The organism is Microbacterium profundi, from assembly GCF_000763375.1.
GTDB lineage: Bacteria > Actinomycetota > Actinomycetes > Actinomycetales > Microbacteriaceae > Microbacterium > Microbacterium profundi.
In genome coordinates, this window is the sequence record NZ_JPSY01000001.1 from 1,052,045 (window position 1) to 1,074,050 (window position 22,006).

The window sequence follows — 22,006 nt, forward strand, 5'->3', positions numbered from 1 at the left end:
GTCCTTCTTTCTTCGGGGTTTCTCACCGGCTGCGATCTGGCATCCGGCGTGGGCCGCTCAGCGGTGGTCGAGTTTCTCGGAGGCGCGGTGTCCGACCGCCTGGATCACCAGGACGCAGACGACGATGATCGCGATCGTGATGTACATGAGCGCGTCGTTGTACTCCTGGTAGCCGTAGCGCATCGCGAAGTCGCCGATGCCGCCGCCGCCCACGACGCCGAGCACGGTCGAGTACGACAGCAGGCTGATCGCGGCGGAGGTGAGCGCGTAGACGAGTCCGGAACGTGCCTCGGGAAGGAGGACGCGGAACACCGCCTGCGGCAGCGTGGTTCCCATCGCGACCGCGACGCGGGAGATGCCGGGCGGGATCTCCCGGAGGATCTGCTCGACCAGCCGGGCGTATATGGCCACGGCGACGAAGCACAGCGGCAGGGTCGACGCCTGCGTGCCGAAGCTGGTGCCGATCACGGCGCGGGTGAACGGGATGAGGAAGACGACGAGCAGCAGGAACGGGAACGAGCGGACGATGTTGATGTACATGTTCGCGATCGTCCAGACCGGGCGGTTCTCGGCGATGCCGCCGCGCTGCGTGAGAAACACCACCATCCCGAGCGGGAGTCCGATCAGCACAGCCGCCGCCAACGACACGAGCATCATGTACCCGGTCTCGGCGAGCGCTTCGGCGATGTCCGCGCCGTACTCGGAGAGGAGGTCGGTGAGCCAGCCCATCACATCAGCTCCCGCTTGACCTGTTCGTGATAGCTGGGCATCGCGCGCAGGTCGGTCTTCTTCACCGCGAAGAGTTCGCGCATGCGCCCCTTCTCGAGCAGCAGCGCGCGATCGCAGATCGCCTTCACGACGTCGAGGTCGTGCGAGATCACGACGATCGTCGTGCCGAACTTCTCGCGGGCGTCGAGCAGCACGCGGAGCACCTCGGCGGTCGTGCTGGCGTCCAGCGAAGAGGTCGGCTCGTCGCAGAGCAGCAGCGGCGGCGGGTGACCAGCGCGCGGGCGAGTCCGACGCGCTGCTTCTCCCCACCGCTGAGCTCGGCCGGGTGATGGTCGGCGCGATGCGTGAGGCCGACGAAGGCGAGCATCTCATCGACGGCGGCCCGCTCTTCGGCACGCGTGCGGCGGATGCCTGCCCTGCGGCTGATCTGGAGTCCGAGCGCGACGTTCTGCCGCACGGTGCGACTGCTGAGCAGGTGGATGCCCTGGAAGACGACGCCGACCTGCCGGCGCAGCATCCGCATCTCGCGGCGACTGCGCCCGGCCATGGTCGCACCGTCGACGCGCACCTCACCGCGGTCGGCCGTGATGAGCCCGTTGACGAGTTCGAGGAGCGTCGTCTTGCCGGCACCGCTCTCGCCGATGACGCCGAAGATCTCGCCGCGATCGATGCTCAGGTCGATGCCGTCGAGCGCCGGCGGCTGGTCGGAGCGGTCGCCGTAGTACTTGCTGACGTCGCTGAACTCGACGATCGTCGTGCCCGTGGTTTCCATCGATGCGTGCCGCTTTCCTTACAGAGGCGATCAATCGTGACGGCGGAGACGGGACGGCCGCAGTTCCGGATGGACTGACGGTGACGGTGTCGTCACCGCTGAACCCCGACCGCGATCCGGCGGGGACGAACCCGGAGCAGCTGCTGGCGCTCGCCTGGGCGACATGTCTGAACGCCACGGCGCAGGCCGTGGTCGCGCGCCGCGTGCAGACCGCGGTGCGGGTCGAAGTGGAGTTGCACGATGCCGCAGCGGGAACCGGGTACGAGTTCCACGTCGACGCGTTCCTCTCGGTGCAGGATGCGGATGCCGCGGAGACGGAGCGCGTGCTCGCAGCCGCGCACGCCCGCTGTCCGGTGTCGAAGCTCATCGGCGACGCCGCGACCGTCGCCGTGCACTCCGAGCAGTTCGTTGGAGAGCCGGCTTCGACGCGCTGACGCTCGCTCAACGACCCCCGCGAGGGAACCATCTGCTTCGCGGGTCGTTGAGCGAGCGGAGCGAGACGAAACGGGTTGAGCGACCGAAGGGAGTCGAAACCACACCGACTCCGCAACCCTCAGTTCGCGGCGACCACCGCGAGCACGGCATCGCCGTACGACTCGCGCTTCTTCTCGCCGATACCGGTGATGCCGTCGAGATCGCCCATGGATGCGGGACGGATCTCGGCGAGCGCACGCAGGGTCGCATCACCGAACACGATGTACGCCGGCTTCCCGATCTCCCGCGCCGTCTCGGCGCGCCACACCCGCAGGGCCTCGAAGAGCGAACGGTCGCCCTCGGCGACAGCATCCGACGCCGCCGACGTCTTGCGCGCGCGACTCACGCTCACCCGACCGATGGTGTCCTTGCGCAGCGGCACCGGCGTCTCGCCGCTGAGCACTCCGGCCGCCACCGCGCCGGGGGCGAGCGTGCCGTAGTCGCCCTGGGCGACGAGGATGCCGCGCGCCAACAGCTGTCGCACGACGCTGCGCCAGTCCTGATCCGACAGGTCGGCTCCGATGCCGTAGGTCGCGAGGCCGTCGTGCTTCTGCTGGCGGATGCGATCGTTCGATGATCCGCGCAGGATGTCAATGAGGTGGCCGGCACCGAACGCCTGGTTGCGCTCGCGCTTGAGCCGCACGATCGTCGACAGCAGCTTCTGCGCCGGCACGAGGCCGTCGAACGTCTCGGGCTTCTCGAGGCACGTGTCGCAGTTGCCGCAGGGGCCCGATTCCTGACCGAAGTAGCTCAGCAGGTTCTGGCGCCGGCACTCGACGGTCTCGCACAGGGCGAGCATGGCATCGAGGTGCTGCCCCATCCGCATCTTGAACGTGCGATCGCCGGGGCTCTGGTCGATCATGCGGCGCTGCTGCACGACGTCGCCGAGGCCATAGGCCATCCATGCCACCGCGGGCTCACCGTCGCGTCCTGCGCGACCGGTCTCCTGGTAGTAGCCTTCGACGGACTTGGGCAGGTCGATGTGAGCGACGAAGCGCACGTCGGGTTTGTCGATGCCCATGCCGAACGCGATCGTCGCGACCATCACGACCCCGTCCTCGCGCAGGAACCGCGACTGGTTGGCCGATCGCACCTCGGCGGGAAGTCCCGCGTGGTACGGCAGGGCGTCGAGCCCCTGCGCCGCGAGATACGTCGCGGTCTGCTCGACCGACTTGCGGCTGAGCGCATAGACGATGCCCGCCGGCTGAGTTTCGCCCGCTGAGCCTGTCGAAGCGTCGGCGGACGACTGCATCGAGCGGATGAACTGCACCAGCTGCTTGCGCGGGTCGACCTTCGGGACGATGCGGTACTGGATGTTCGGGCGATCGAAGCTCGCGACGAAGTGCTGGGCTCGCGCTCTTCCATGGGCACCGTCGAGCTGCAGACGCTCGCTGAGTTCTTTGTGCGTGGCGCGGGTCGCGGTGGCGGTGAGCGCCATGCGCGGCACCCCGGGGAATCGCTCACCGAGGTCGCCCAGTGCGAGGTAGTCGGGGCGGAAGTCGTGGCCCCACTGCGACACGCAGTGCGCCTCGTCGATCGCGATGACGCTGAGCGTGCCGCGCTGCAGCAGTGTCGTGGTCTGCCTATTCGACAGCCGCTCCGGTGCGACGTAGATGAGATCGAGCTCGCCTGCGACGTATGCCCGCTCCACCTCGGAGCGCTCGGATGCCGACTGCGTCGAGTTCAGATACGCCGCGTTCACGCCGTTGGCGCGCAGCGCGTCGACCTGATCGTGCATGAGTGCGATCAACGGGCTGATCACGAGTCCGGTGCCCTCGCGCACGAGCGCGGGCACCTGGTAGGTGACGCTCTTTCCGGCGCCGGTCGGCATCAGCACGACAGCATCCCCACCGCCGATCACCTGATCGACGATCGCCTCCTGGTCGCCGCGGAACGCGTCGTATCCGAAGACCGTGTGCAGCGCCTCACGCGCGGTCGCATAGCGCGCCGGCGTCGTGCGTTTTCCGTTCCCTGAGCCTGTCGAAGGGTCCGTCACCACTGGTGTCGTCGGACCCTGACCCCAGTCGAGCGGCGGCTCGTATCCTGGTCCCTGCGGTTCCCAATCCATCTCTTCGGGCGGAGGAGCGTCTTCCCAGGGGTCGGGCTCGGCCGGATCCCACGGCAGATCCTCGTACGGGTCACGGGATGTCTGCGGCATCCCTCCAGCGTAACGACCCCCGCGGACGCGGGCCGTCCTAGGGTGGGGATAACCAGCGGACGCGAAGGAGCAGCAGCCATGACCGACGACACCACCGTCACCCGCAACGACGAAGCCTCTCGCTACGAGATCCATGTCGGCGACGTCCTCGCCGGTTTCGCGCAATTCGATCAGCGACCGGGCGAGATCCGCTTCGTGCACACCGAGGTCGATCCCGCGTTCCAGGGAAAGGGTCTGGCTTCGGTTCTCGCTGAACGCGCGCTGGCGGATGCCGCAGCATCCGCCGACACGATCGTGCCGTACTGCCCCTACATCGCGAAGTACCTGAAGACCCACGAGGTCGAGGGCGCCGAGATCCGCTGGCCGAAGCTTCCGACCGACCCGGCGGATGCCACAGGCCGATGATCGGCCGGCGCACCATCTCGCTCGAACCGCGTGAGGTGCCGCTCGGCGGCGTGCGCGGCATGAGCGTGCTGCGCACCTTGCCGAACCGCGACCTGCCGACGGTCGGCGCGTGGTGCTTCCTCGATCGCTTCGGGCCAGGGCCGGTGCGGATGCGCGTCGAACCGCATCCGCACATCGGGCTGCAGACCGTCACCTGGCCCCTCGTGGGCGACATGCGACACCGAGACTCGGTCGACAGCGATGTGACGCTGAAGCGCGGACAGCTGAACCTCATGACGGCCGGGAATGGCATCTCGCATTCCGAGTACTCACTCGGCGAGGATCCGATCCCGCTCGACGCCCTACAGCTCTGGGTCGTGCTGCCGGAGTCGGCCAGGCATGGTGCGGGTGGGTTCGAGCAGCACACGTCACTTCCCACGGTGGCGGTCCCGGCTTCCTCAGGTTCGGATGCCATAGCGACGGTCGTGCTCGGCGAGTTCGCGGGGGCACGCTCCCCCGCGACGGCCCATACGCCGATCGTCGGGGCGGAGATCGCGCTGGCCGCCGGGAGCCGCGTCGCGCTGCCGCTCGATGAGGCGTGGGAGCACGCGATCGTGCTGGTCGAGGGCGATGTCACGGTCGACGGGCGCGCGGTGGCGCGCAACGAGATGCTGTATCTCGGGGACGCGCGCTCGGACGTCTCCGTCTCGAGCGCCGAAGGCGGGCTGCTCTTCATCCTCGGCGGCGAGCCGTTCGAGGAGGACCTGGTGATGTGGTGGAACTTCGCCGGCCGCACCCACGATGAGATCGCTCAGGCGCGTGCCGATTGGGAGACACCGGATGCCGCATCCGCTCGCTTCGGGCACGTGGTGACCCACGGGACCGAGCGGATCCCCGCACCCGAACTGCCGAACGTGAGGTTGAAGCCGCGGCGGCGGAGGATCTGAGCACGCGCGCAAAGAATCGAATATAGCCTCGATATTTTCTTGCTATCTTCGATGGTATGTTCTAGACTCGAGGTATGGCAACGATCAGCCCACCGCGACCGGCACTCGAGGAATCCTTCGTGCGTCAAGGGGAGCTGCTCGACGGCTGGGTCGAGTTGGGCAAGCAGATCGGCGCCCTCGATGCGCAACGCGCTGAACTGTTGGCCGAGCGTCTCGACATGTTGGCGCAGGAGCGTTCGCTGGAACCGGGATCTGATGAGATCGCGTTCCGGTCGATGTGCGCAGAGTACGCGGCTGCCGGACACATTCCGCCGACCACGGCGGCCACTCACATCACCGACGCGTGGGCGTTGGCGCGCATGTTCCCAGAGACTCTGGCCTCGTTGGCGTCCGGGGCCATCAGCAAGCGGCATGCAGACGTCATCGTCGCCGCGGCTCCGAATGTGAGCGGCCATCCCGAGGCGGCACGATTGCGCGGTGAGTACGAACAACAGGTTCTGCCTTTCGCAGAGAACGACACCGCCGCTCGCACGCGCACGCACGCGCGTGGCGTAGCCGCGGCGGTGCATCCGGAAGGAATGGAAGAGCAGCATCGCCGGGCGCGGTCCGAGCGCACGGTCACCGTCAAGTCCGACGGCGACGGGATGGCGGTGCTCACCGCGATCCTGCCCGAGCTCCTCGCCTATGCCATCCATGACCGACTGACGGCGATGGCCGATGATGTCACTCATGCGCGGCCGGAAGGGCAGCGCCGACCCCGCCGGTCCGCGCTGGCGAAGATCCGGGCCGAGCGCGATGCCGCCCTCGCACAGCAGACGCCCTTCGATCCCGAACCGCCGATCGATCTCGAGAATGAGTTCCGGCATTCGATGGAGAAGCCTGCGCCGTGGGAGAAGGCAGCGGCAGAGCGTCCGACAGGCGACGCGGAGACCGTTCCCGCTGAAGGTCAGCACTTCGACGACTTCATCGGTGATGAGCACTTCGACGACGTGGCCCGCGACGACGACACAGTCCATGACTCCACGCCGATGCACGATGGCTACGGCGCGCTCGAATACGACACGCGCACCAAAGATCAGCTCCGCGCCGACATCCTCGCCGACCTGCTGCTGACGACGACGCCCACCAGCGTCACCACCACAGCACTCGGATCCGTGAAGGCCACTGTTCAGATCACCATCAGCGCATCGACGCTCGCGGGCGACGACGACGCGATGGCCGAGCTCACCGGTCACGGCCCCATGACTCCTGATGCCGCACGAATCCTGGCGGGTCGCGCCGGCAGTTGGGATCGGGCGTTCCTCGACCCGCGAGGCATGGTCGTCGAGACCGACAACTATGTTCCGACCGCAGGGATGAAACGGTTCCTGCGCGCACGCGACCAGCATTGCCGCTTCCCCGGCTGCCGCGCGCCCGCACACCGTTGCCAGATCGACCACAACCACGACCACGCCAAGGGCGGGCCGACAGCACTGTGCAACCTGTGCCTGTTCTGCACCAGCCACCATCCGCTCAAGCATCCCGACGTCGATGCTCGCGATCGATGGACAGCGAAGCAGCTCGACGACGGCGTGATCCTGTGGACCAGCCCGCTCGGACGCACCTACACCGACGAAGCTCCGCTGCGCGTGATGTTCGTGTGAGGGCTAGTCTTCGGCGGGGTGGTCAGCCGATCGTGAATGCGCTGCCGGATTACCGATGGAGCGTGCGCGAGGCAAGTCCGCGTGACCGACGACGAAGGGGCGTCCCGCGCATGTGCACGAGGCGCCCCTTCCCATCCGGGCAGTAGCTCTACCGGCGAGTAGCTCTACCGGCGAGTAGCTCTACCGGCGAGTAGCTCTACTGCCGATCTCTCTACCGTCCGGTGTCGACCGAGACGATCGTGCGCACTGCGGACTCGCCGTACTGCACGACGCCGAGGTACTTCGTGCCAGCGGCGAGGCCACTCCAGCTCAGCTCGTAGCTTGCAGCCTCTCCCTGTGTCACGGAGAGAGGGTTCGGCGTCGCCGTGAGCGCACCTTCGCCGCCCGGTGCCACGTCGGCGTAGGTCATGTCCCACGTCATCGGCGCGGTCGTCGAGTACACGTTCGCGACGATCAGGTACGTGCCGGCCGTCGGGGTCGGCAGCGTCACCTGCTCATCGGCCGAGGCGGTCGCCGACTGCCAGCGCTCGTAGTAGCGCAGATCGTCCGGGCCGACCACGCGGTACACCGTCAGATCGAGGTCGCTTCCCTCGTCATCCGACGAGTCGAGATCGAACCGCGACAGCGTGGTGCCCTCCGGAACATCAACGACCCACGAGACGTCCTTGTTCGCATCGCCTGAGCCCTCGTCGCCCGAATGCCCGTCGACGGGACGCGCGGGATCAGTGAGCAGCTGGAACGGCGTGAGACCGGCGAGGTTGAGCGGCAGTTCGCCGTCCACCCCCGGAGTGATCTCGACGACCGTGCTGCCGTCAACACCGGTTCCGGCCGCCTCGGCCGGTGCATCCGCCGTCACGGGGAACACCGCGATCGGCGAGCGCACCGAGTTCGACTCACTCGACCAGGTGAGCGATCCGGTCGCCCACTGCTCGACCGGCGCGCTCTCGTTGTCGAACGTGACAGTGTACGTGGCCGTCTCACCGGCGCCGCCGAAACTCAGCGTCGAAGGCTCGACCGTCGCACTCACCCCCGGCACGTCGATGCTCGCCGTGAACGTGCCCGCCTCGGTCGACGTCACCGTGCGGGTGACCGTCTGCTCGCTGGCAAGGGTTCCGACCGAGATCGAGGCGAGATTGAGGTCGCTGCCGTCGATCGGCTCGATGCCGTCGAACTCCGCCAGACCCTTGCCCTCGATGAACGCCGCCCAATCCGCGACACCGTTGAGATACAGCATCCCCGGCTCGAAGAAGCGGCCAGGATCGACCTGCCCCGCACCCTGGGCGAACGGGTCGGTGCTCGCCGAGCCGTCGGCGTTGACCGTGTCGTAGGCGGTGGTCATCATCGCCGACTTCACCTCGGCAGGCGTCGCGTTCGGACGCTCGCCGAGATACAGCGCACCGAGACCGGCGATGTGCGGCGACGCCATCGACGTGCCGGATAGGATGCCGAAGGTCGGAGCATCCTTGCGAGCATTGTTCGTCGCAGCGAGGATAGCCACGCCAGGAGCCGCGATATCCGGCTTCATGACATCGCTGCCGTCGGCGTGCACCGGCCCGCGGCTGGAGAATCCGGCGATCTGAGGCACCGGAGTCACCTCATCCGTCGTGTTCTCGCCGACCAGCGAGATCGGCCGGTCGACGCCGCCCTGGACATAGGCGAGAACCGCCTCGCGATGCGCCGATGCCAGGTGCACGGTCGGCACAGCGTGGAAGTCGTTGTCGAGCGAGTCGGCCTCGCCCGGAACGTTCACGAGCACCATGCCGATGCCGCCCGCATCCTTCACGACCTGCGACTTCTCCGCACGTGCGTTGCTGCCGCGATCGCAGACGACGATGCGCCCGGAGGCCTTCGCAGGGTCGAGCGTTCCTGGCAGGCACAGCCGAGGATCGACCGCGCCGGCAACCGCGGCATCCGCGGCGTAAATCGACGGACCGGTCACGGTCTCACCGAACGGCACCGAGACGGATGCTCCGGCCTGAGCGAGACCGTCGAACACGACCGTCCCCTCCCAGGTCGGGATCGTGGATGCGGCGACCGAGGTGTACCACGGCGAGGCGTGGTCGGTGGTGACCGCATCGGGTCCGTCGTTTCCGGCGCTGACCGCCACGAACACGCCGGCCGCAGCGGCGTTCAGGAACGCGATGTCATCCGGGGCGAGCACCGTGGTCGCCGCTCCGCCGCCGATCGAGTAGTTGATCACGTCGACGCCGTCGGCGACGGCCTGATCGATCGCAGAGATGAGGTCGCTGAGCGCGCAGATGTCATCGTCGGTGACCGACGCGTCCGGACCGACGTAGCAGGCCTTGTACGCCGCGACCTTCGCCGCTGGCGCCACACCCGAGATCGTGCCCAGCCCGACGCCGTTCACCGCGGCGTCGACCCCGAAAGCGCCTGCCGCCGTGCTGGCGGTGTGCGACCCGTGCCCGTCACCGTCACGCGGGGAGAGGTAGTCGTACTGGAAGTCGAATCCCGCCGCCGTGGCACCGGCCGAGAAGTACTGCCCGCCGATCAGCTTGGTGGAGTAGTCGCGCTTGTCCCAGTCCTGGCCCTGCACGATCGCTCCGCGGAACTGACCGCCATCGGATTTGTCGAAGTACACGTACGAGCCGTCGCTGTACGGGTCGTTGCCGCTCTGCTTCTGCTTCTTGAGCTTGTCGCCCGCGAATGACGGATGCTCCGGCGCGATGCCCGTGTCGATCACGCCGACAACGACACCTTCGCCGGCGTTGTCCACGCCTCCGGTCTCGTCCCAGACACCGCCTGCACCCGCGGCGTCATCGCCGAGGCCCAGGAAGTCGGTGGAGGTCTGCGCGTCGGGATGACGGACCTCATCAGGGAACACCCCGAGCACGTCCTTCGACGACCGCAATGCGTCGACCTGATCACTGGTGAGGTCGGCGCTGAAGCCGTTGAGCGTCACCTGGTAGGTCGCGTCGGTCGTGACGCCCTCTGCCTGCGCGAGCTTGCGCTGCTCGTTCGCGAGGTACGCGATGTACTTCTGCGAGTCAGCCGAACGGGCGTCGAGCTGCTTGCCCTGCTTCGGTTTGGTGCTGCGGAGGCCCTTCGTGTCTCCTTCGTAGGTGGCGAGCGGGTCGCCCTTCATCATGACGATGTAATGCCCTGGCGTGCCCTCCACAGGTGTGGGATGTGTCACCCCCTCGACGCTTGCGGAACTGGCTGTTGCCGAGGATCCGATGACGACTGCGGCCACTGTGACGGCCATCGCCAATCGGAAGGGTGATCGACCCATGTGTCTCTCCGATGGTCTGCGAACTGCGGCTACGTTGCCGCACAGTCGATCAACTTAGCGTCCGTGCACCGACCGCACCAGATGCCGATCTGGCGAAAGATCTGCGAGAGATGGAGACGTTTGGAGAGCCGTATGGAGACGTTTGGAGAGCGCTCACACACGCTCTGGTGTGTGCAGACGCCCGAGATACCGGTCCGCGCGCAAAGGCGCGCGGCGGGTGTCCATGCGCGACACTCCGACGGTGACGGCGGTCGCGAGCGGTACGGTCCACGCCGCCGGATGGACGAGGAACGGTGCCGCGGCAGTCGAGGCGACGAGCGGCGCATCGCACGGTTGCCGGCGCGGCCGAGACCGCCCTGGCGCAAGTAGGCTGAAGACGTGGCGCGAACCCCTCCCCTGTCGACCAGAGTGCTGCTCGTGTGCGCGGCCATCGGCGTCGCGACCGGCATCGTCGGCGGGATCGCGGGAGTGCTGACGCCGTTCGTGCTGTTCACCGCTCCGTACGCGTACGGCCTGCTGCTCGGGGCCCACGTGCTGCCAGGAATCATCGCGCAGGAGGTGCTGCGTCAGCCGCTCGTCGCACTGATCACCCACGTGATCGCGGCGCTCGTGTCCAGTGCTTTCAACCCTGCGTGGGCGCTGCGCTTCATCGGCACCGCACTGCTCTTCGGCGCGATCCAGGAGGGCGTCGCCGCCCTCACCCGTTACCGGGTCTGGGGGGCATGGCGATTCTTCATCTCGGCGATGGTGATCGGCGTGATCGTCGCGGTCGTGGTCTTCTTCGTCGCGCATCTGGGATCTCTGCCGCTGTGGGCGCAGATCGCGTACCTCGTGCTGTCCCTGCTGGGCCCGATCGCCTGGACCGCCATCGGACTCGCGGTCGGTTCGGCCCTGGGCAGAGCAGGCGTCGCGCACCGCTGATCCCGAAGAGCCCAACACGGATGGCTCGATGGCGAATCAGGTAAGGCTCAGCTAAGTTAGAACGGTACGTTCCATCGATCCGGGGTTCCGCCGTGCGCTCATCCGCGCCCCTTCTTCGCGTGCGTGATCTCACCCTCACGCACGCCGATGCCGCGCGCCCCTCCCCGAGCGACGTGAACTTCGACATCGCGCCAGGCGAGGTCGTGCTGCTGCTGGGCCCTTCCGGTTCGGGCAAGTCGACGCTCACGCTCGCGCTGAACGGTCTGATCCCGCACGCCCTGCCCGCGACGATGACGGGCACGGTCGAAGCGGGCGGGATCGACACCGCGCGCTCGGACACCGCCACGCTCAGCACGCACGTGGCGATGGTGTTCCAGGACCCCGACGCCCAGATCGTCACCGGCACCGTGTACGACGAGGTGGCCTTCGGACCGGAGAACCTGCTGCTTCCGCTGGACGAGGTGCGCGCTCGCGCAGAGGACGCCCTGCGCCGCGTCGGACTCTGGCAGCGTCGCGACGAGAACCCCGACCGTCTCTCCGGCGGCGGCCGCCAACGACTGGTGATCGCCTGCGCCCTCGCGATGGGATCGCCCCTCCTCGTGCTCGACGAGCCGACGGCCAACCTCGACCCGCAGGGCATCGAAGACGTCTACGCCGCACTCGCCGATGTGGTCGCGGCCGGTGACCGCGCGATCCTGCTCGTCGAGCACAACCTCGACGCCGCCATGGAATTCGTGACGCGCACGATCGTGCTCGATCAGGCGGGCACCGTCGCATTCGACGGTCCGGTCGACGAGATCCTCCGCGGGCACACGGAAGAGCTCGTCTCGATGGGCGTGTGGCTGCCGGCTGCGACGCTGACGGCACGGATGCTGCGCGAGCGCGGCATCCTGTCTCACGATGCGCCGCTGCCGCTGACGCCGGTTGAACTCGCGGAGATGTTGAGCGACCGCGTCTCCGACGGGACGTTGAGCGAGCCCATCCCCCGCGGGACGTTGAGCGAGCCCATCCCCCGCGGAACATTGAGCGACCCCATCCCCCGCGGAACGTTGAGCGAGCCCATCCCCCGCGGGACATTGAGCGAGCCCATCCCCCGCGGGACATTGAGCGAGCCCATCCCCCGCGGAACATTGAGCGACCCCATCCCCCGCGGAACGTTGAGCGAGCCCATCCCCCGCGGAACATTGAGCGACCGCGTCCCCCGCGGAACGTTGAGCGAGCCCATCCCCCGCGGAACGTTGAGCGAGCCCATCCCCCGCGGGACGTTGAGCGACCCCATCCCCCGCGGAACGTTGAGCGAGCCCATCCCCCGCGGAACATTGAGCGACCGCGTCCCCCGCGGAACGTTGAGCGAGCCCATCCCCCGCGGAACGTTGAGCGAGCCCATCCCCCGCGGGACGTTGAGCGACCCCATCCCCCGCGGAACGTTGAGCGAGCCCATCCCCCGCGGGACATTGAGCGAGCCCATCCCCCGCGGGACATTGAGCGAGCCCATCCCCCGCGGGACATTGAGCGAGCCCATCCCCCGCGGGACATTGAGCGAGCGCAGCGAGACGAAACGGGTTGAGCGAGCCGAAGGCGAGTCGAAACCTCCCCGACCGCCGGCCCCCCTCATCCGCGCCCGCGGACTCACCGTCACGCGCGGACGACGCGAGATCCTGCACGACATAGACCTCGACATCGAGACCGGCAGCCTGACCGCGATCGTCGGGGCGAACGGCGCAGGCAAGACCACGCTCATCCAGGCGCTCGCCGGAGTCGTTCCTCCGCGGAAGCGCCAGGTGGACGTCGACGGTCTGGACCCTGCCACGGCCTCACCGCGCGATCTCGCCGCGCGCATCGGCTTCGTGTTCCAGAACCCGGAGCACCAGTTCATCGCGCACACCGTTTCTGACGAACTCGCGCACGGGCTCACCCTTCGACAGGCTCAGGGATCGCGAATGTCGAACGCGGAGATCGCGCAGCGCGTGCACGAGATGCTCGTGCGCTTCGGGCTGGAGCACAAGGCGGACGTGCATCCGTTCCTGCTCTCGGGCGGCGAGAAGCGACGACTGTCGGTCGGCACCGCGCTGATCACCGGCCCCCGCGTGCTCGCACTCGACGAGCCGACATTCGGGCAGGATCGCGCACGAGCCACCGAGCTCCTCGCTCTTCTGAAGTCGCTGCGCCGCGAAGGCACGACCATCGTGATCGTCACGCACGATCTGCAACTCGTCGCAGAACACTCCACGCACACCGTCGTGCTCTCGGACGGACGCGTGCACGCCACCGGCCGCACCGACGACCTCTTCCGCGATGAGCAGGTCTTCGCCACCGCCGGGCTGCGGCTCCCCGCACTGCAGCGCATGCTCGCTTCCCATGCAGGGACGGCGGCGTCATGAGCACCACCGTCATCGACCCGTATGCCGCGATGGTCAGGGCCTCGCGCCGCGAGTTCCTGTACGCACTGAACCCGCTGGGGAAGGTCGCCGCAGTCGCCCCCGCGATGATCCTGCTGGTCTTCGTGCGCGACCTCGCCACACCTGCTGCCTTACTCGTGCTCGCATATGCGCTGATCCTGATCGGCGCGCGGCTGACCTGGCGCCTCTTGCTGCTTCTGCTCGTCGTGATACCGGTCGCCATGCTCGTGATCGGCATCGGTTTCTCGCTGTGGGTGGATGCCGCGCTCGTCGACGACACCGCATCGTTCCTGCGGATCGGCGGCTGGACCCTCTTCACCGGCGCGCTGGAAGTCGGGTTCGCCACCGCGCTGCGGCTCGGCGCCATCACCGCGCTCGCGCTGGTGGGCGGGCTCACCACGAGCGGTCCTGACCTGGTGCGCGCGAGCATCCAGCAGCTGCGGGTGCCATACCGCGTCGGCTACACGGCGCTCGCAGCCTTCCGGTTCGTGCCCCGGTTCGGGCACGAGCTCAGCGTGATCCGCGCCGCGCACCGCGTACGCGGGCATCACGGCGGTCGCGGCCCGTTCGCGCGCATCGCCAGGGGCTGGGGGTACATCGTGCCGCTGCTCGCCGGAGCGATCCGTCATGCCGAGCGAGTGGCCCTGGCCATGGATGCCCGCGCCTTCGGCGCGCATCCCACCCGCACTGAACGCCATCTCGTGCCCTTCCGCACACGCGACGTCGTGTTCATCGTCCTGCTTCTCGCAGCATCCGCCGCGATCTTCATCGTGCTCTTCCCCTGGCAACCCGCCTGAAAGGCATCGCATGGCATTCAGCAAGATGGTGGGGCCCGAGACGACTGTGCTCCTGCACCTCGAAGTGCTGCGCACCGAGCGGATGCGCGTGTTCGAAGGAGAAAAGTGCCGGTTCTGACGCCGTGAAACCGGCACTTTCTCCTTTCGTCGCGCTGATCATTTCCGAGCCGACAGCGGGGTCGAAACGAGACCAGTACGGACTACTCCGGTAGCAAGCGGTTTGTTACCGGAGTAGCCCGGCGTCAACGCTTGCCGACGATCTGACGCCCCACGAGGTCGCGCATGATCTCGTTGGTGCCGCCGTAGATGCGGTGCACGCGGGCGTCGGTGAAGGCGCGGGCGATCGGATACTCCATGATGTAGCCGTAGCCGCCGTGCAGCTGCACGCCGGTGTCGAGCACCTCCCACTCGCGCTCGGTCGCCCAGAACTTGACCTTCGCGGCATCCTCAGCGGTGAGCTTCTTGTCCTTGTACGCGCGCAGCGCCTGGTCGATGTACGCCCACATCACCTCGGTGGTGGTGACCATGTCGGCGAGGCGGAAGCGGGTGTTCTGGAAGTCGGCGATGCGCTCGCCGAACGCCTCGCGGTCCTTCGTGTAGGCGATGGTCCAGGCGGTCGCAGCCTCGGCAGCCGCAGCGGCGGCGACACCGATCGAAAGTCGCTCGAGCGGCAGGTTCATCATCAGCTGGATGAAGCCCTGCCCCTCCTTGCCGCTGATGAGGTTCTCGTCGGGGACGAACACGTCGGTGAAGCTGAGCTCTGCAGTGTCCCAGCCGTGGAAGCCCATCTTCTGGAGCTTCTTGCCCTGGTCGAAGCCCTCCATGCCCTTCTCAACGATCAGAAGGCTGAATGCGTCGGGGCGGTTGCCCTCGCCCGTCTTCACGAATGTCACGACGATGTCGGCCGTCGTGCCGGATGAGATGAAGGTCTTGGCGCCGTTGAGGATGTAACCGCCATCGACCTTCTTGGCGTTGGTCTTGATGCCGCGAAGATCGGAGCCTGCGCCGGGGTCGGTCATGGCGAGAGCGCCGAGCACCTCGCCGGTCGCCATGCGTGGGAGCCACTTCTCCTTCTGCTCCTGCGTGCCCATGTGCACGAGGTAGGGCACGGCCAGGTCGTCCTGGATGCCGAAGGCGCCGGCCAGCGAACCGGCACCGGATGCGATGACCTCTTCCATCACGATGGTACGGAAGCGGTAGTCCTGCAGCATGCCGGCGCCGCCGAACTCCTCGGGGACCGAAAGCCCGATCAGGCCGGCCTCACCTGCGGCGAGCATGGTCTCGCGGTCGATCTCGCCCGCGGCATCCCACTTCTCGATGCTCTCATTGCTGACGTGGCGCTTGACGAAGTCCTTCACCAGGTCGCGGAAAGCCTCGTGGTCTTCTTCGTAGATTTCGCGTTCCATGCCGTCCTCCCGAACGTGTCAGTGCGTCGTTGCTCCCGCGATTCTAGGGCGGAGAGCGGATGCCGTGACAGCTCGTTGTGAGAATGCATCCCGCCATGCGTGGGACTGCGTACCGCGTTTGTGGGAAGCCACAGAACCGGCTCAGTGCACGTAGTCGGGAGCCGCAGCGAGCCCGAAGAACTCCTCGAGCGTGTGGAAGCCGCCGTCATGGTAGGCCACCGCGAGTTGCGGCCCGACGAAGCGGAGGTGCCACGGTTCCGGCATGTAGCCGGTCCGGTCGCTCGCGCCACTCTCATAGCGGACGACGTAGCCGTACTCCCACGCATGCTCGGCCACCCAGGCGGCCTGCGCGGTGCTGCCGAACGCGTCGATCTCACCGCAGGCATCGCCGCACGCGACGACGTCCACAGCCAGCCCGGTCTGATGCTCGCTGAAGCCTGCGCGCGCCGAGCCCTCGTCCGCACCCGCGACGCCCTCGGCCGCGACGAAACCGGAATAGGTCGAGACCTGCAGGTTGTACGAGCGATAGCCGTTGTTGATCCCGAGCACTCCCGCACCCGACGCGTCAGCTGTCTGCGCGAGTGCGCCCAGCGCATCGCGCGCATCCGTCCGAAGGCGATCGGATGGTGTCGTGGATGCGAGATCGACGCCGTCGAGGCTTGACGGCTCGAAACCCAGAGGCGCCAGCGGGCGGGTCTTGTTCACCACCACCCAGATGCGGGCTGGATCACTCAGCGAAATGCACGGCGCGTTTCCCGCGATCACGGCGTCTCGAAAGGCCATACCTCCGCCGAACGCCGCGATCGCCGCCTCGTCGGCGCCCGCCGCGAGCGCCTCGGCGACTGCCGCATCCGCACACGGGTCAGCCGCGATGACGCCGCCGACATCCACACCAGGCAGTTGAGCCGCGACGGCCGGCGTGGGAGGAAGCTCGGCGTCCGCCGCGGCCGGCACATCGACGACGGCCCACAGCATCCCGAGCGCCGTCACGGCCAGGCCGATGGGCAGCGCGACGACCAGCACGCGCGACGGACGCGAGGCGTGCCGTGGGTGGTGGGCGCCGCTCATGGTTCCATTGTGCCCGCATCCACCGATCGAACATATATCTCACACGATCTTGACTTAACATCGTGCATTTGTTCGAATGAGTTCATGCGATGGCAGGGACAGACGATCGACGACGCGGATGACGCGGCGCTGCCGGGCATGGAGAACCGCACGGGTATCGTCCGCTCCGTGACGACGCCGGAGTTCGCGGGGATGACGTTCCACGAGGTGCTGGCGCGCTCCGCGCTGAATCACGTGCCCAGCGGCTCGCGTATGCCGTTCAGCTGGACGATCAATCCCTACCGCGGATGCAGTCATGCATGCGTGTACTGCGTATCCCCCGACACGCTGGTGCTGTGCGCAGATGGACGGCAGCGTCGGATCGATGATCTCCTGGTCGGCGACGAGATCATCGGCACGGAGCGTCAAGGAAACTACCGCCGATATGTCCGCACACGAGTGCTCGCAAAGTGGGGTACTCAAAAGCCGGCCTATCGAGTCACCCTGGCAGACGGGACCGTGATCATTGCGAGCGGGGATCACCGATTTCTCACCGATCGTGGATGGAAGCACGTTGCGGATGCTGAGCGAGGCCAGCGCCCGCACCTCACCGCGAACAATAGGCTCATGGGATTCGGCGCACAGGTCGCGCGTCCTGAGATCCTCCAACTCATCACTTCATCGATGACGGAGCTGCGGATTCCGCATGTAAGCGAGCCGCCGCGACCCAACGGCGTCTCTTGCGTCCGCGTTACAGGCGGACTTCCTCAGCGCCAAAGGTTCTTCGACCTCACGCAACCAGCCATTATGAGGAAGCTCGGCATTGAGGGGAGCGCCGTGAAGTCGGCATCCGACCTCCGAATCGTCGCGGTCGACGCACTCGGTGAGACGCGAGATCTTGTCGACATCACGACAGGAACTGGCGATTTCATCGCTAACGGAGTAATAAGTCACAATTGCTTCGCTCGCGGAACGCATGAGTACCTCGACCTCGACGGTGGTGGCGACTTCGATTCGCAGATCGTCGTGAAGACCAACGTCGCCGAAGTGCTCGCGAAAGAGCTGCGGAAAGGCAGCTGGCAGCACGAGAGCGTCGCGCTCGGCACGAACACCGATCCGTACCAACGTGCCGAAGGCCGTTACAAACTGATGCCCGACATCATCCGCGCCCTCGCGGAATCCGGCACCCCGTTCTCGATCCTCACCAAGGGAACGTTGATCCGGCGCGACATCCCGATATTGAGGGATGCTGCGAAGCACGTGCCAATCGACATCCAGATGTCCATCGCAATGTACGACGACGCACTGCAGCACTCGATCGAGCCGGGAACGCCTTCGACACAAGCGCGGCTCGACACCGTGCGCGCTCTGACTGATGCGGGGTTCCGCGTGGGCGTCTTCCTGATGCCCGTTCTGCCGCACCTCACCGACTCGGTCGCGGCCATCGATCACGCGTTGCAGCGCATCGAGCAGACCGGCGCCGACCACGTCATCTACGGCGCCCTGCATCTGCGCGCCGGGGTCAAGCCCTGGTTCATGCAATGGCTCGGGCGCGAGCATCCGGAACTCATGTCGTCGTACCGCGAGCTGTATCCGGGCGCAGCGGCCGATGCTCCGAAGGCGTACCGGCAGTGGTTGGCGAAGCGGGTGCGTCCGCTGATCCGTGCGCACGGGCTCGAGGCGCGCCATTCAGACGACGACGCATACCCTGCTCGGCAGCTCACTCGGCCGACGCACTTGCGCACGACCGCCGCCGCTCAGCCTGCGCCAACTCTGTTCTGACAACGCACTGTTCTGACGACCCCGTCGCGGTCAGGCCTGCCCCGGCTGGCACGTAGGCTCAGTGACTATGGCAATCGGCGCGATGATCCACACGTTCACGGTGCAACTCGCCGATACGGACCGCGGCGTCTACGACGACCTCACGCTCCGCGTCGCACGGCATCCGTCCGAGACCGACGCATACATGGTGACCCGCACGCTCGCCTACTGCCTGGAGTACGTCGAGGGCATCGTCTTCGGCGCCGGCATCTCGTCGACGGAAGAACCTGCGGTGCTCGTGCGCGATCTCACCGGCAAGGTCACCGTGTGGATCGAGGTCGGAGCCCCTGACGCCGAACGTCTGCACTACGGCAGCAAGCTGGCCGACCGGATCGTCGTCTACACGCACCGCGATCCGATCAAGGTCATCGCACCATGGGCGGGCAAGCGCATCCACAACGCCGAGGCGATCGAGGTGTTCAGCTTCGACCCCGGCTTCGTCGATGCCGCGGCCGCGGTGCTCGAGCGACGCAACACCGTGACGCTGACTGTCACTGAGCAGCAGCTGTACCTCGACCTGAACGGGACCACTCTGAGCTCTGCGATCCACGTACGCGGCATCGACTGAACGGGCCGCTCACCGACCGGGATTGAGGTTGCCGATGGCGGGCGTTGCCTTTCGCAGCCGATCGCTCGACGGATGCACTGCCGGCGCTCGACGGCGTCAGTTTCCAGCGATTCACAACTCCTCAAGAACAACGCAGAAGGGCCCCGGAATCAGCTTCCGGGGCCCCGATCCTCAGAATTCTGAGGAGTTGTGAACGGTGTTACGCGGTGATCTCGTCGTTGCTCGGCATGCGCCCGGTGATCTCCTCGATGATGTCGTCACCGATCCGAGCGGATTCGAACGGTGCGTCGATCTCGGCGCGACCCAAGAGCTCGGTCATGCGACGCTGACGCTGACGCGTGATGAGCGTGACGACGCGTCCGGCACGGCCCGCACGCCCGGTGCGACCCGAGCGGTGCATGTAGGTCTTGTACTCGTCCGGCGCGTCCGCCTGGATCACCAGGTCGATGTCGTCGACGTGGATGCCGCGGGCTGCGACGTCGGTGGCGACCAGAACCGACACGCGACCAGAGGTCATGCGCTCGAGGTTGCGGGTGCGCTTGGCCTGATTGAGGTCACCGTGCAGCGCAGCCGCCGGGATCCCGGCGTCGTCGAACTGTTCGGCCAGCGTCTCCGCGTACGCACGGGTGCGGGCGAAGACGAGAGTCTTGCCTGCGCGGTCGACCATCGACGTGAGGATCTCGGCCTTGTCGCGGTGCTCGATCACGAGCACGCGGTGGTCGATCGTGCCGGAGTCCTGGTCTTCGCCGGAGACCTCGTAGACGTCAGGATCCACGAGGAACTCGTCGACGAGGGCAGCGACCTCGCGGTCGAGCGTCGCCGAGAACAGCAGCTTCTGGCTGCCCTCCTGTGTGTGGCGGAGGATGCGCTGCACGGGCTCGACGAATCCGAGCTCGCACATGTGGTCGGCCTCGTCGAGTACCGCGATGCGGCAGTCGGAGAGGTCGAGCTTGCGCTGCTTGATCAGATCCTCGATGCGGCCGGGAGTGCCGATCACGATGTCGACGCCCTTCATCAGCGCGCCGACCTGGCGGCCCTGCGGGACGCCACCGTAGATCTGCGTGGTGAACAGGCCGACGCTGCGGGCGATCGGCTGGATCGTGCGGTCGATCTGCAGCGCGAGCTCACGCGTCGGGGCGAGGATGATCGCACGAGGCTTGCGGCCGTACTCGCGGCGCTTGCCCGCCTGCGACTTCAGCACGCGCTCGACGAGCGGGGCGCCGAAGGCGATGGTCTTGCCCGAGCCGGTGCGGCCACGGCCGAGCACGTCGCGACCCTCGAGAATCGACGGGATGGTCGCCGCCTGGATGGCGAACGGCGAAGACGCACCGAGCTCCTTCAGAACGTCGACGATGTTGGAGCCGATGCCGAGATCGGCGAACGTGACGCCATCGACTTCGGGAGCTGCGATCGTCTTCGCCTCGAGGCGCTCGTGCACGACATCCTCGGTCTTCTCGAATTTCGATCCGCCGGTCGCTGAGCCTGTCGAAGCGTTCCAGTCGTCGCGACTCGCGCGCGGCTCGCTGCGGCGGTCGTCACGGCGGGGACCACGGTCATCACGGCGGGGTCCACGATCGTCACGACGGGGGCCGCGATCGTCACGACGGGGACCACGATCGTCACGGCGGGGGCCGCGATCGTCACGACGGGGACCACGGTCATCACGGCGCGCATCGTCACGGCGGGCATCGTCACGGCGGGGGCGGTCGCCCTGGTGGCGGGAACCGGTCGCCGAGCCCGTCGACGCGTCCCGCTGCGGACGCTCGCTGTTCACGCGAGGGCGGTCCTCGTAACGGGGGCGGCCATCCGTGCGCTCGCGGTCATCGCGACGCGGACGCTCGTCGTTGTAGCGCGGACGCTCGGCGGGTCGATCGCTGTTGAAGCGGGGACGATCGTTGTTGTAGCGGGGACGCTCGCCGCCGCGGTCATTGTTGAACCTCGGGCGGTCGCCCTGGTAGCGAGAACCAGTCGACGCACCGGCGTCCCGACGCGGACGCTCATCCTGACGCGCGCGGTCATCCCGACGCGGACGGTCATCGTTGAACCGAGGACGCTCAGCGCCACGATCGTTGTCGTACCGCGGACGCTCAGCGCCACGGTCGCTGTTGTACCGGGGACGGTCGTCGTTGAAGCGACGCCCATCGGTGCGCGGACGCTCGCCCTGGTGGTGCGGCGTCTCGCGGCGACCCGACTCGGCGCGGCCGCGGATGCCGCGTGCCTCATCACGGCCGGCACGCTCCTGGTCGCTCCAGCGACGCTTCGGAGCGCCGCTGTCGGCCTCGGCCGGACGGTATCCGCGGTGGGTCGCGCTCTTGCTGCCCGGGCGGCGGTCGGCGCCGCGGTCAGAGGTCGACGTGGGGTGGCTCGACGCAGAGCGCTGTGCGCCGGCATCCGAACGTCCACCCTCTGGGCGACCGGCGTGACGGTCGTGGAACGAGGTCTTGTTCGCGCCGTAGCGCGGCTCGAAGTTGCGCGAGGGCCTGCCGCCCTGGGGCTTCTTGTTCTTGGGCATGGGTGTGTCCTTCTGGGTTTTCTGCACCAAACAGCGCCGCGCTTAGCGCGCGGGGAAACCCGGACATCCGTCGGCCGGGGGCCATTCATGTGATGGTTAATGTGCGTCGATCGACGCTCACCATCGGCCCCTGGGCTCACACTTCCAACAGATAAACGCCCGCGCCATGCGCGGCTGC

General features: G+C 67.3%; 17 protein-coding genes. 9 read left to right on the forward strand and 8 right to left on the reverse strand.

The features are described 5' to 3' along the window. Positions 1–57: 57 nt before the first annotated feature. Genes JF52_RS0104940 through JF52_RS16275 form a run of 3 tightly spaced genes read right to left on the reverse strand, consistent with a single transcriptional unit; the run spans position 58 to position 1,501 of the window. Complete coding sequence (locus tag JF52_RS0104940; protein WP_033105267.1) at positions 58–729, reverse strand: methionine ABC transporter permease; 672 nt, start codon at positions 727–729, stop codon at positions 58–60. Further along, entirely contained in the window at positions 729–923 is a 195-nt protein-coding gene (locus tag JF52_RS16435; RefSeq protein WP_052166757.1) for a hypothetical protein, read from the reverse strand. Before JF52_RS16435 ends, JF52_RS0104940 begins: the two co-directional genes overlap by 1 nt. Next, a complete protein-coding gene (locus JF52_RS16275) occupies positions 878–1,501 on the reverse strand; it encodes an ATP-binding cassette domain-containing protein (protein WP_052166758.1) in 624 nt (207 codons plus the stop codon). Before JF52_RS16275 ends, JF52_RS16435 begins: the two co-directional genes overlap by 46 nt. 2 nt (positions 1,502–1,503) lie before the next feature. On the opposite strand from JF52_RS16275, the gene JF52_RS0104950 reads away from it, so the two are divergent. Further along, complete coding sequence (locus JF52_RS0104950) at positions 1,504–1,935, forward strand: OsmC family protein (protein ID WP_033105268.1); 432 nt, start codon at positions 1,504–1,506, stop codon at positions 1,933–1,935. A gap of 119 nt (positions 1,936–2,054) precedes the next feature. On the opposite strand, the gene recQ is transcribed toward JF52_RS0104950, so the two are convergent. After that, positions 2,055–4,133 carry a DNA helicase RecQ gene (gene recQ / locus JF52_RS0104955; protein ID WP_033105269.1) on the reverse strand — a complete coding sequence of 693 codons (2,079 nt, stop codon included), beginning with the start codon at positions 4,131–4,133 and terminating at the stop codon, positions 2,055–2,057. A gap of 78 nt (positions 4,134–4,211) precedes the next feature. Between recQ and JF52_RS0104960 the strand changes: the two genes are divergently transcribed. The 3 genes from JF52_RS0104960 to JF52_RS17710 all read left to right on the forward strand — a co-directional run bounded on the left by JF52_RS0104960 (position 4,212) and on the right by JF52_RS17710 (position 7,107). Beyond that, a complete protein-coding gene (locus tag JF52_RS0104960; RefSeq protein WP_033105270.1) occupies positions 4,212–4,538 on the forward strand; it encodes a GNAT family N-acetyltransferase in 327 nt (108 codons plus the stop codon). Next, positions 4,535–5,464 (forward strand): pirin family protein, encoded by a 930-nt coding sequence (locus JF52_RS0104965; protein WP_033105271.1) that lies wholly within the window; start codon positions 4,535–4,537, stop codon positions 5,462–5,464. Before JF52_RS0104960 ends, JF52_RS0104965 begins: the two co-directional genes overlap by 4 nt. A 74-nt stretch (positions 5,465–5,538) precedes the next feature. Next, positions 5,539–7,107: an HNH endonuclease signature motif containing protein gene (locus JF52_RS17710; RefSeq protein WP_052166759.1), complete on the forward strand. Its 1,569-nt coding sequence runs from the start codon at positions 5,539–5,541 to the stop codon at positions 7,105–7,107. 211 nt (positions 7,108–7,318) lie between these two features. Here the strand turns inward: JF52_RS17710 and JF52_RS0104975 are convergent, their stop codons facing one another. Continuing rightward, complete coding sequence (locus JF52_RS0104975; protein ID WP_160175025.1) at positions 7,319–10,261, reverse strand: S8 family serine peptidase; 2,943 nt, start codon at positions 10,259–10,261, stop codon at positions 7,319–7,321. 474 nt (positions 10,262–10,735) lie between these two features. Here JF52_RS0104975 and JF52_RS0104980 point away from each other — a divergent pair, with 474 nt between their 5' ends. From JF52_RS0104980 to JF52_RS0104995, 3 genes are all read left to right on the forward strand, one after another. After that, the gene (locus JF52_RS0104980; protein WP_033105273.1) at positions 10,736–11,278 is read left to right on the forward strand and encodes an ECF transporter S component; all 543 of its coding nucleotides are present in this window, start codon (positions 10,736–10,738) and stop codon (positions 11,276–11,278) included. 92 nt (positions 11,279–11,370) lie between these two features. Further along, positions 11,371–13,659 (forward strand): energy-coupling factor transporter ATPase, encoded by a 2,289-nt coding sequence (locus JF52_RS17715; protein ID WP_235272323.1) that lies wholly within the window; start codon positions 11,371–11,373, stop codon positions 13,657–13,659. Further along, positions 13,656–14,474: an energy-coupling factor transporter transmembrane component T gene (locus JF52_RS0104995; RefSeq protein WP_033105274.1), complete on the forward strand. Its 819-nt coding sequence runs from the start codon at positions 13,656–13,658 to the stop codon at positions 14,472–14,474. The genes JF52_RS17715 and JF52_RS0104995 overlap by 4 nt, the downstream gene beginning before the upstream one ends. A gap of 242 nt (positions 14,475–14,716) precedes the next feature. Here JF52_RS0104995 and JF52_RS0105000 read toward each other — a convergent pair whose 3' ends face one another. Then, positions 14,717–15,880 carry an acyl-CoA dehydrogenase family protein gene (locus JF52_RS0105000; RefSeq protein ID WP_033105275.1) on the reverse strand — a complete coding sequence of 388 codons (1,164 nt, stop codon included), beginning with the start codon at positions 15,878–15,880 and terminating at the stop codon, positions 14,717–14,719. Positions 15,881–16,021: 141 nt separating this feature from the next. Then, positions 16,022–16,948 carry a M15 family metallopeptidase gene (locus JF52_RS0105005; RefSeq protein ID WP_033105276.1) on the reverse strand — a complete coding sequence of 309 codons (927 nt, stop codon included), beginning with the start codon at positions 16,946–16,948 and terminating at the stop codon, positions 16,022–16,024. 84 nt (positions 16,949–17,032) lie between these two features. On the opposite strand from JF52_RS0105005, the gene JF52_RS16780 reads away from it, so the two are divergent. Further along, positions 17,033–18,709 carry an Rv2578c family radical SAM protein gene (locus tag JF52_RS16780; RefSeq protein WP_084595583.1) on the forward strand — a complete coding sequence of 559 codons (1,677 nt, stop codon included), beginning with the start codon at positions 17,033–17,035 and terminating at the stop codon, positions 18,707–18,709. A gap of 67 nt (positions 18,710–18,776) precedes the next feature. Then, entirely contained in the window at positions 18,777–19,316 is a 540-nt protein-coding gene (locus tag JF52_RS0105015; protein ID WP_033105277.1) for a YaeQ family protein, read from the forward strand. Between the two features lie 199 nt (positions 19,317–19,515). Here the strand turns inward: JF52_RS0105015 and JF52_RS0105020 are convergent, their stop codons facing one another. Further along, positions 19,516–21,828 carry a DEAD/DEAH box helicase gene (locus tag JF52_RS0105020; RefSeq protein ID WP_033105278.1) on the reverse strand — a complete coding sequence of 771 codons (2,313 nt, stop codon included), beginning with the start codon at positions 21,826–21,828 and terminating at the stop codon, positions 19,516–19,518. Positions 21,829–22,006 lie beyond the last annotated feature (178 nt).

Coding starts and splice junctions, on each gene's coding strand:
- JF52_RS0104940 (WP_033105267.1), bottom strand. CDS start 729: ATGGGCTGGCTCACCGACCTCCTCTCCGAGTACGGCGCGGACATCGCC.
- JF52_RS16275 (WP_052166758.1), bottom strand. CDS start 1,501: ATGGAAACCACGGGCACGACGATCGTCGAGTTCAGCGACGTCAGCAAG.
- JF52_RS0104950 (WP_033105268.1), top strand. CDS start 1,504: ATGCGTGCCGCTTTCCTTACAGAGGCGATCAATCGTGACGGCGGAGAC.
- recQ (WP_033105269.1), bottom strand. CDS start 4,133: ATGCCGCAGACATCCCGTGACCCGTACGAGGATCTGCCGTGGGATCCG.
- JF52_RS0104960 (WP_033105270.1), top strand. CDS start 4,212: ATGACCGACGACACCACCGTCACCCGCAACGACGAAGCCTCTCGCTAC.
- JF52_RS0104965 (WP_033105271.1), top strand. CDS start 4,535: ATGATCGGCCGGCGCACCATCTCGCTCGAACCGCGTGAGGTGCCGCTC.
- JF52_RS17710 (WP_052166759.1), top strand. CDS start 5,539: ATGGCAACGATCAGCCCACCGCGACCGGCACTCGAGGAATCCTTCGTG.
- JF52_RS0104995 (WP_033105274.1), top strand. CDS start 13,656: ATGAGCACCACCGTCATCGACCCGTATGCCGCGATGGTCAGGGCCTCG.
- JF52_RS0105000 (WP_033105275.1), bottom strand. CDS start 15,880: ATGGAACGCGAAATCTACGAAGAAGACCACGAGGCTTTCCGCGACCTG.
- JF52_RS0105005 (WP_033105276.1), bottom strand. CDS start 16,948: ATGAGCGGCGCCCACCACCCACGGCACGCCTCGCGTCCGTCGCGCGTG.
- JF52_RS16780 (WP_084595583.1), top strand. CDS start 17,033: ATGCGATGGCAGGGACAGACGATCGACGACGCGGATGACGCGGCGCTG.
- JF52_RS0105015 (WP_033105277.1), top strand. CDS start 18,777: ATGGCAATCGGCGCGATGATCCACACGTTCACGGTGCAACTCGCCGAT.
- JF52_RS0105020 (WP_033105278.1), bottom strand. CDS start 21,828: ATGCCCAAGAACAAGAAGCCCCAGGGCGGCAGGCCCTCGCGCAACTTC.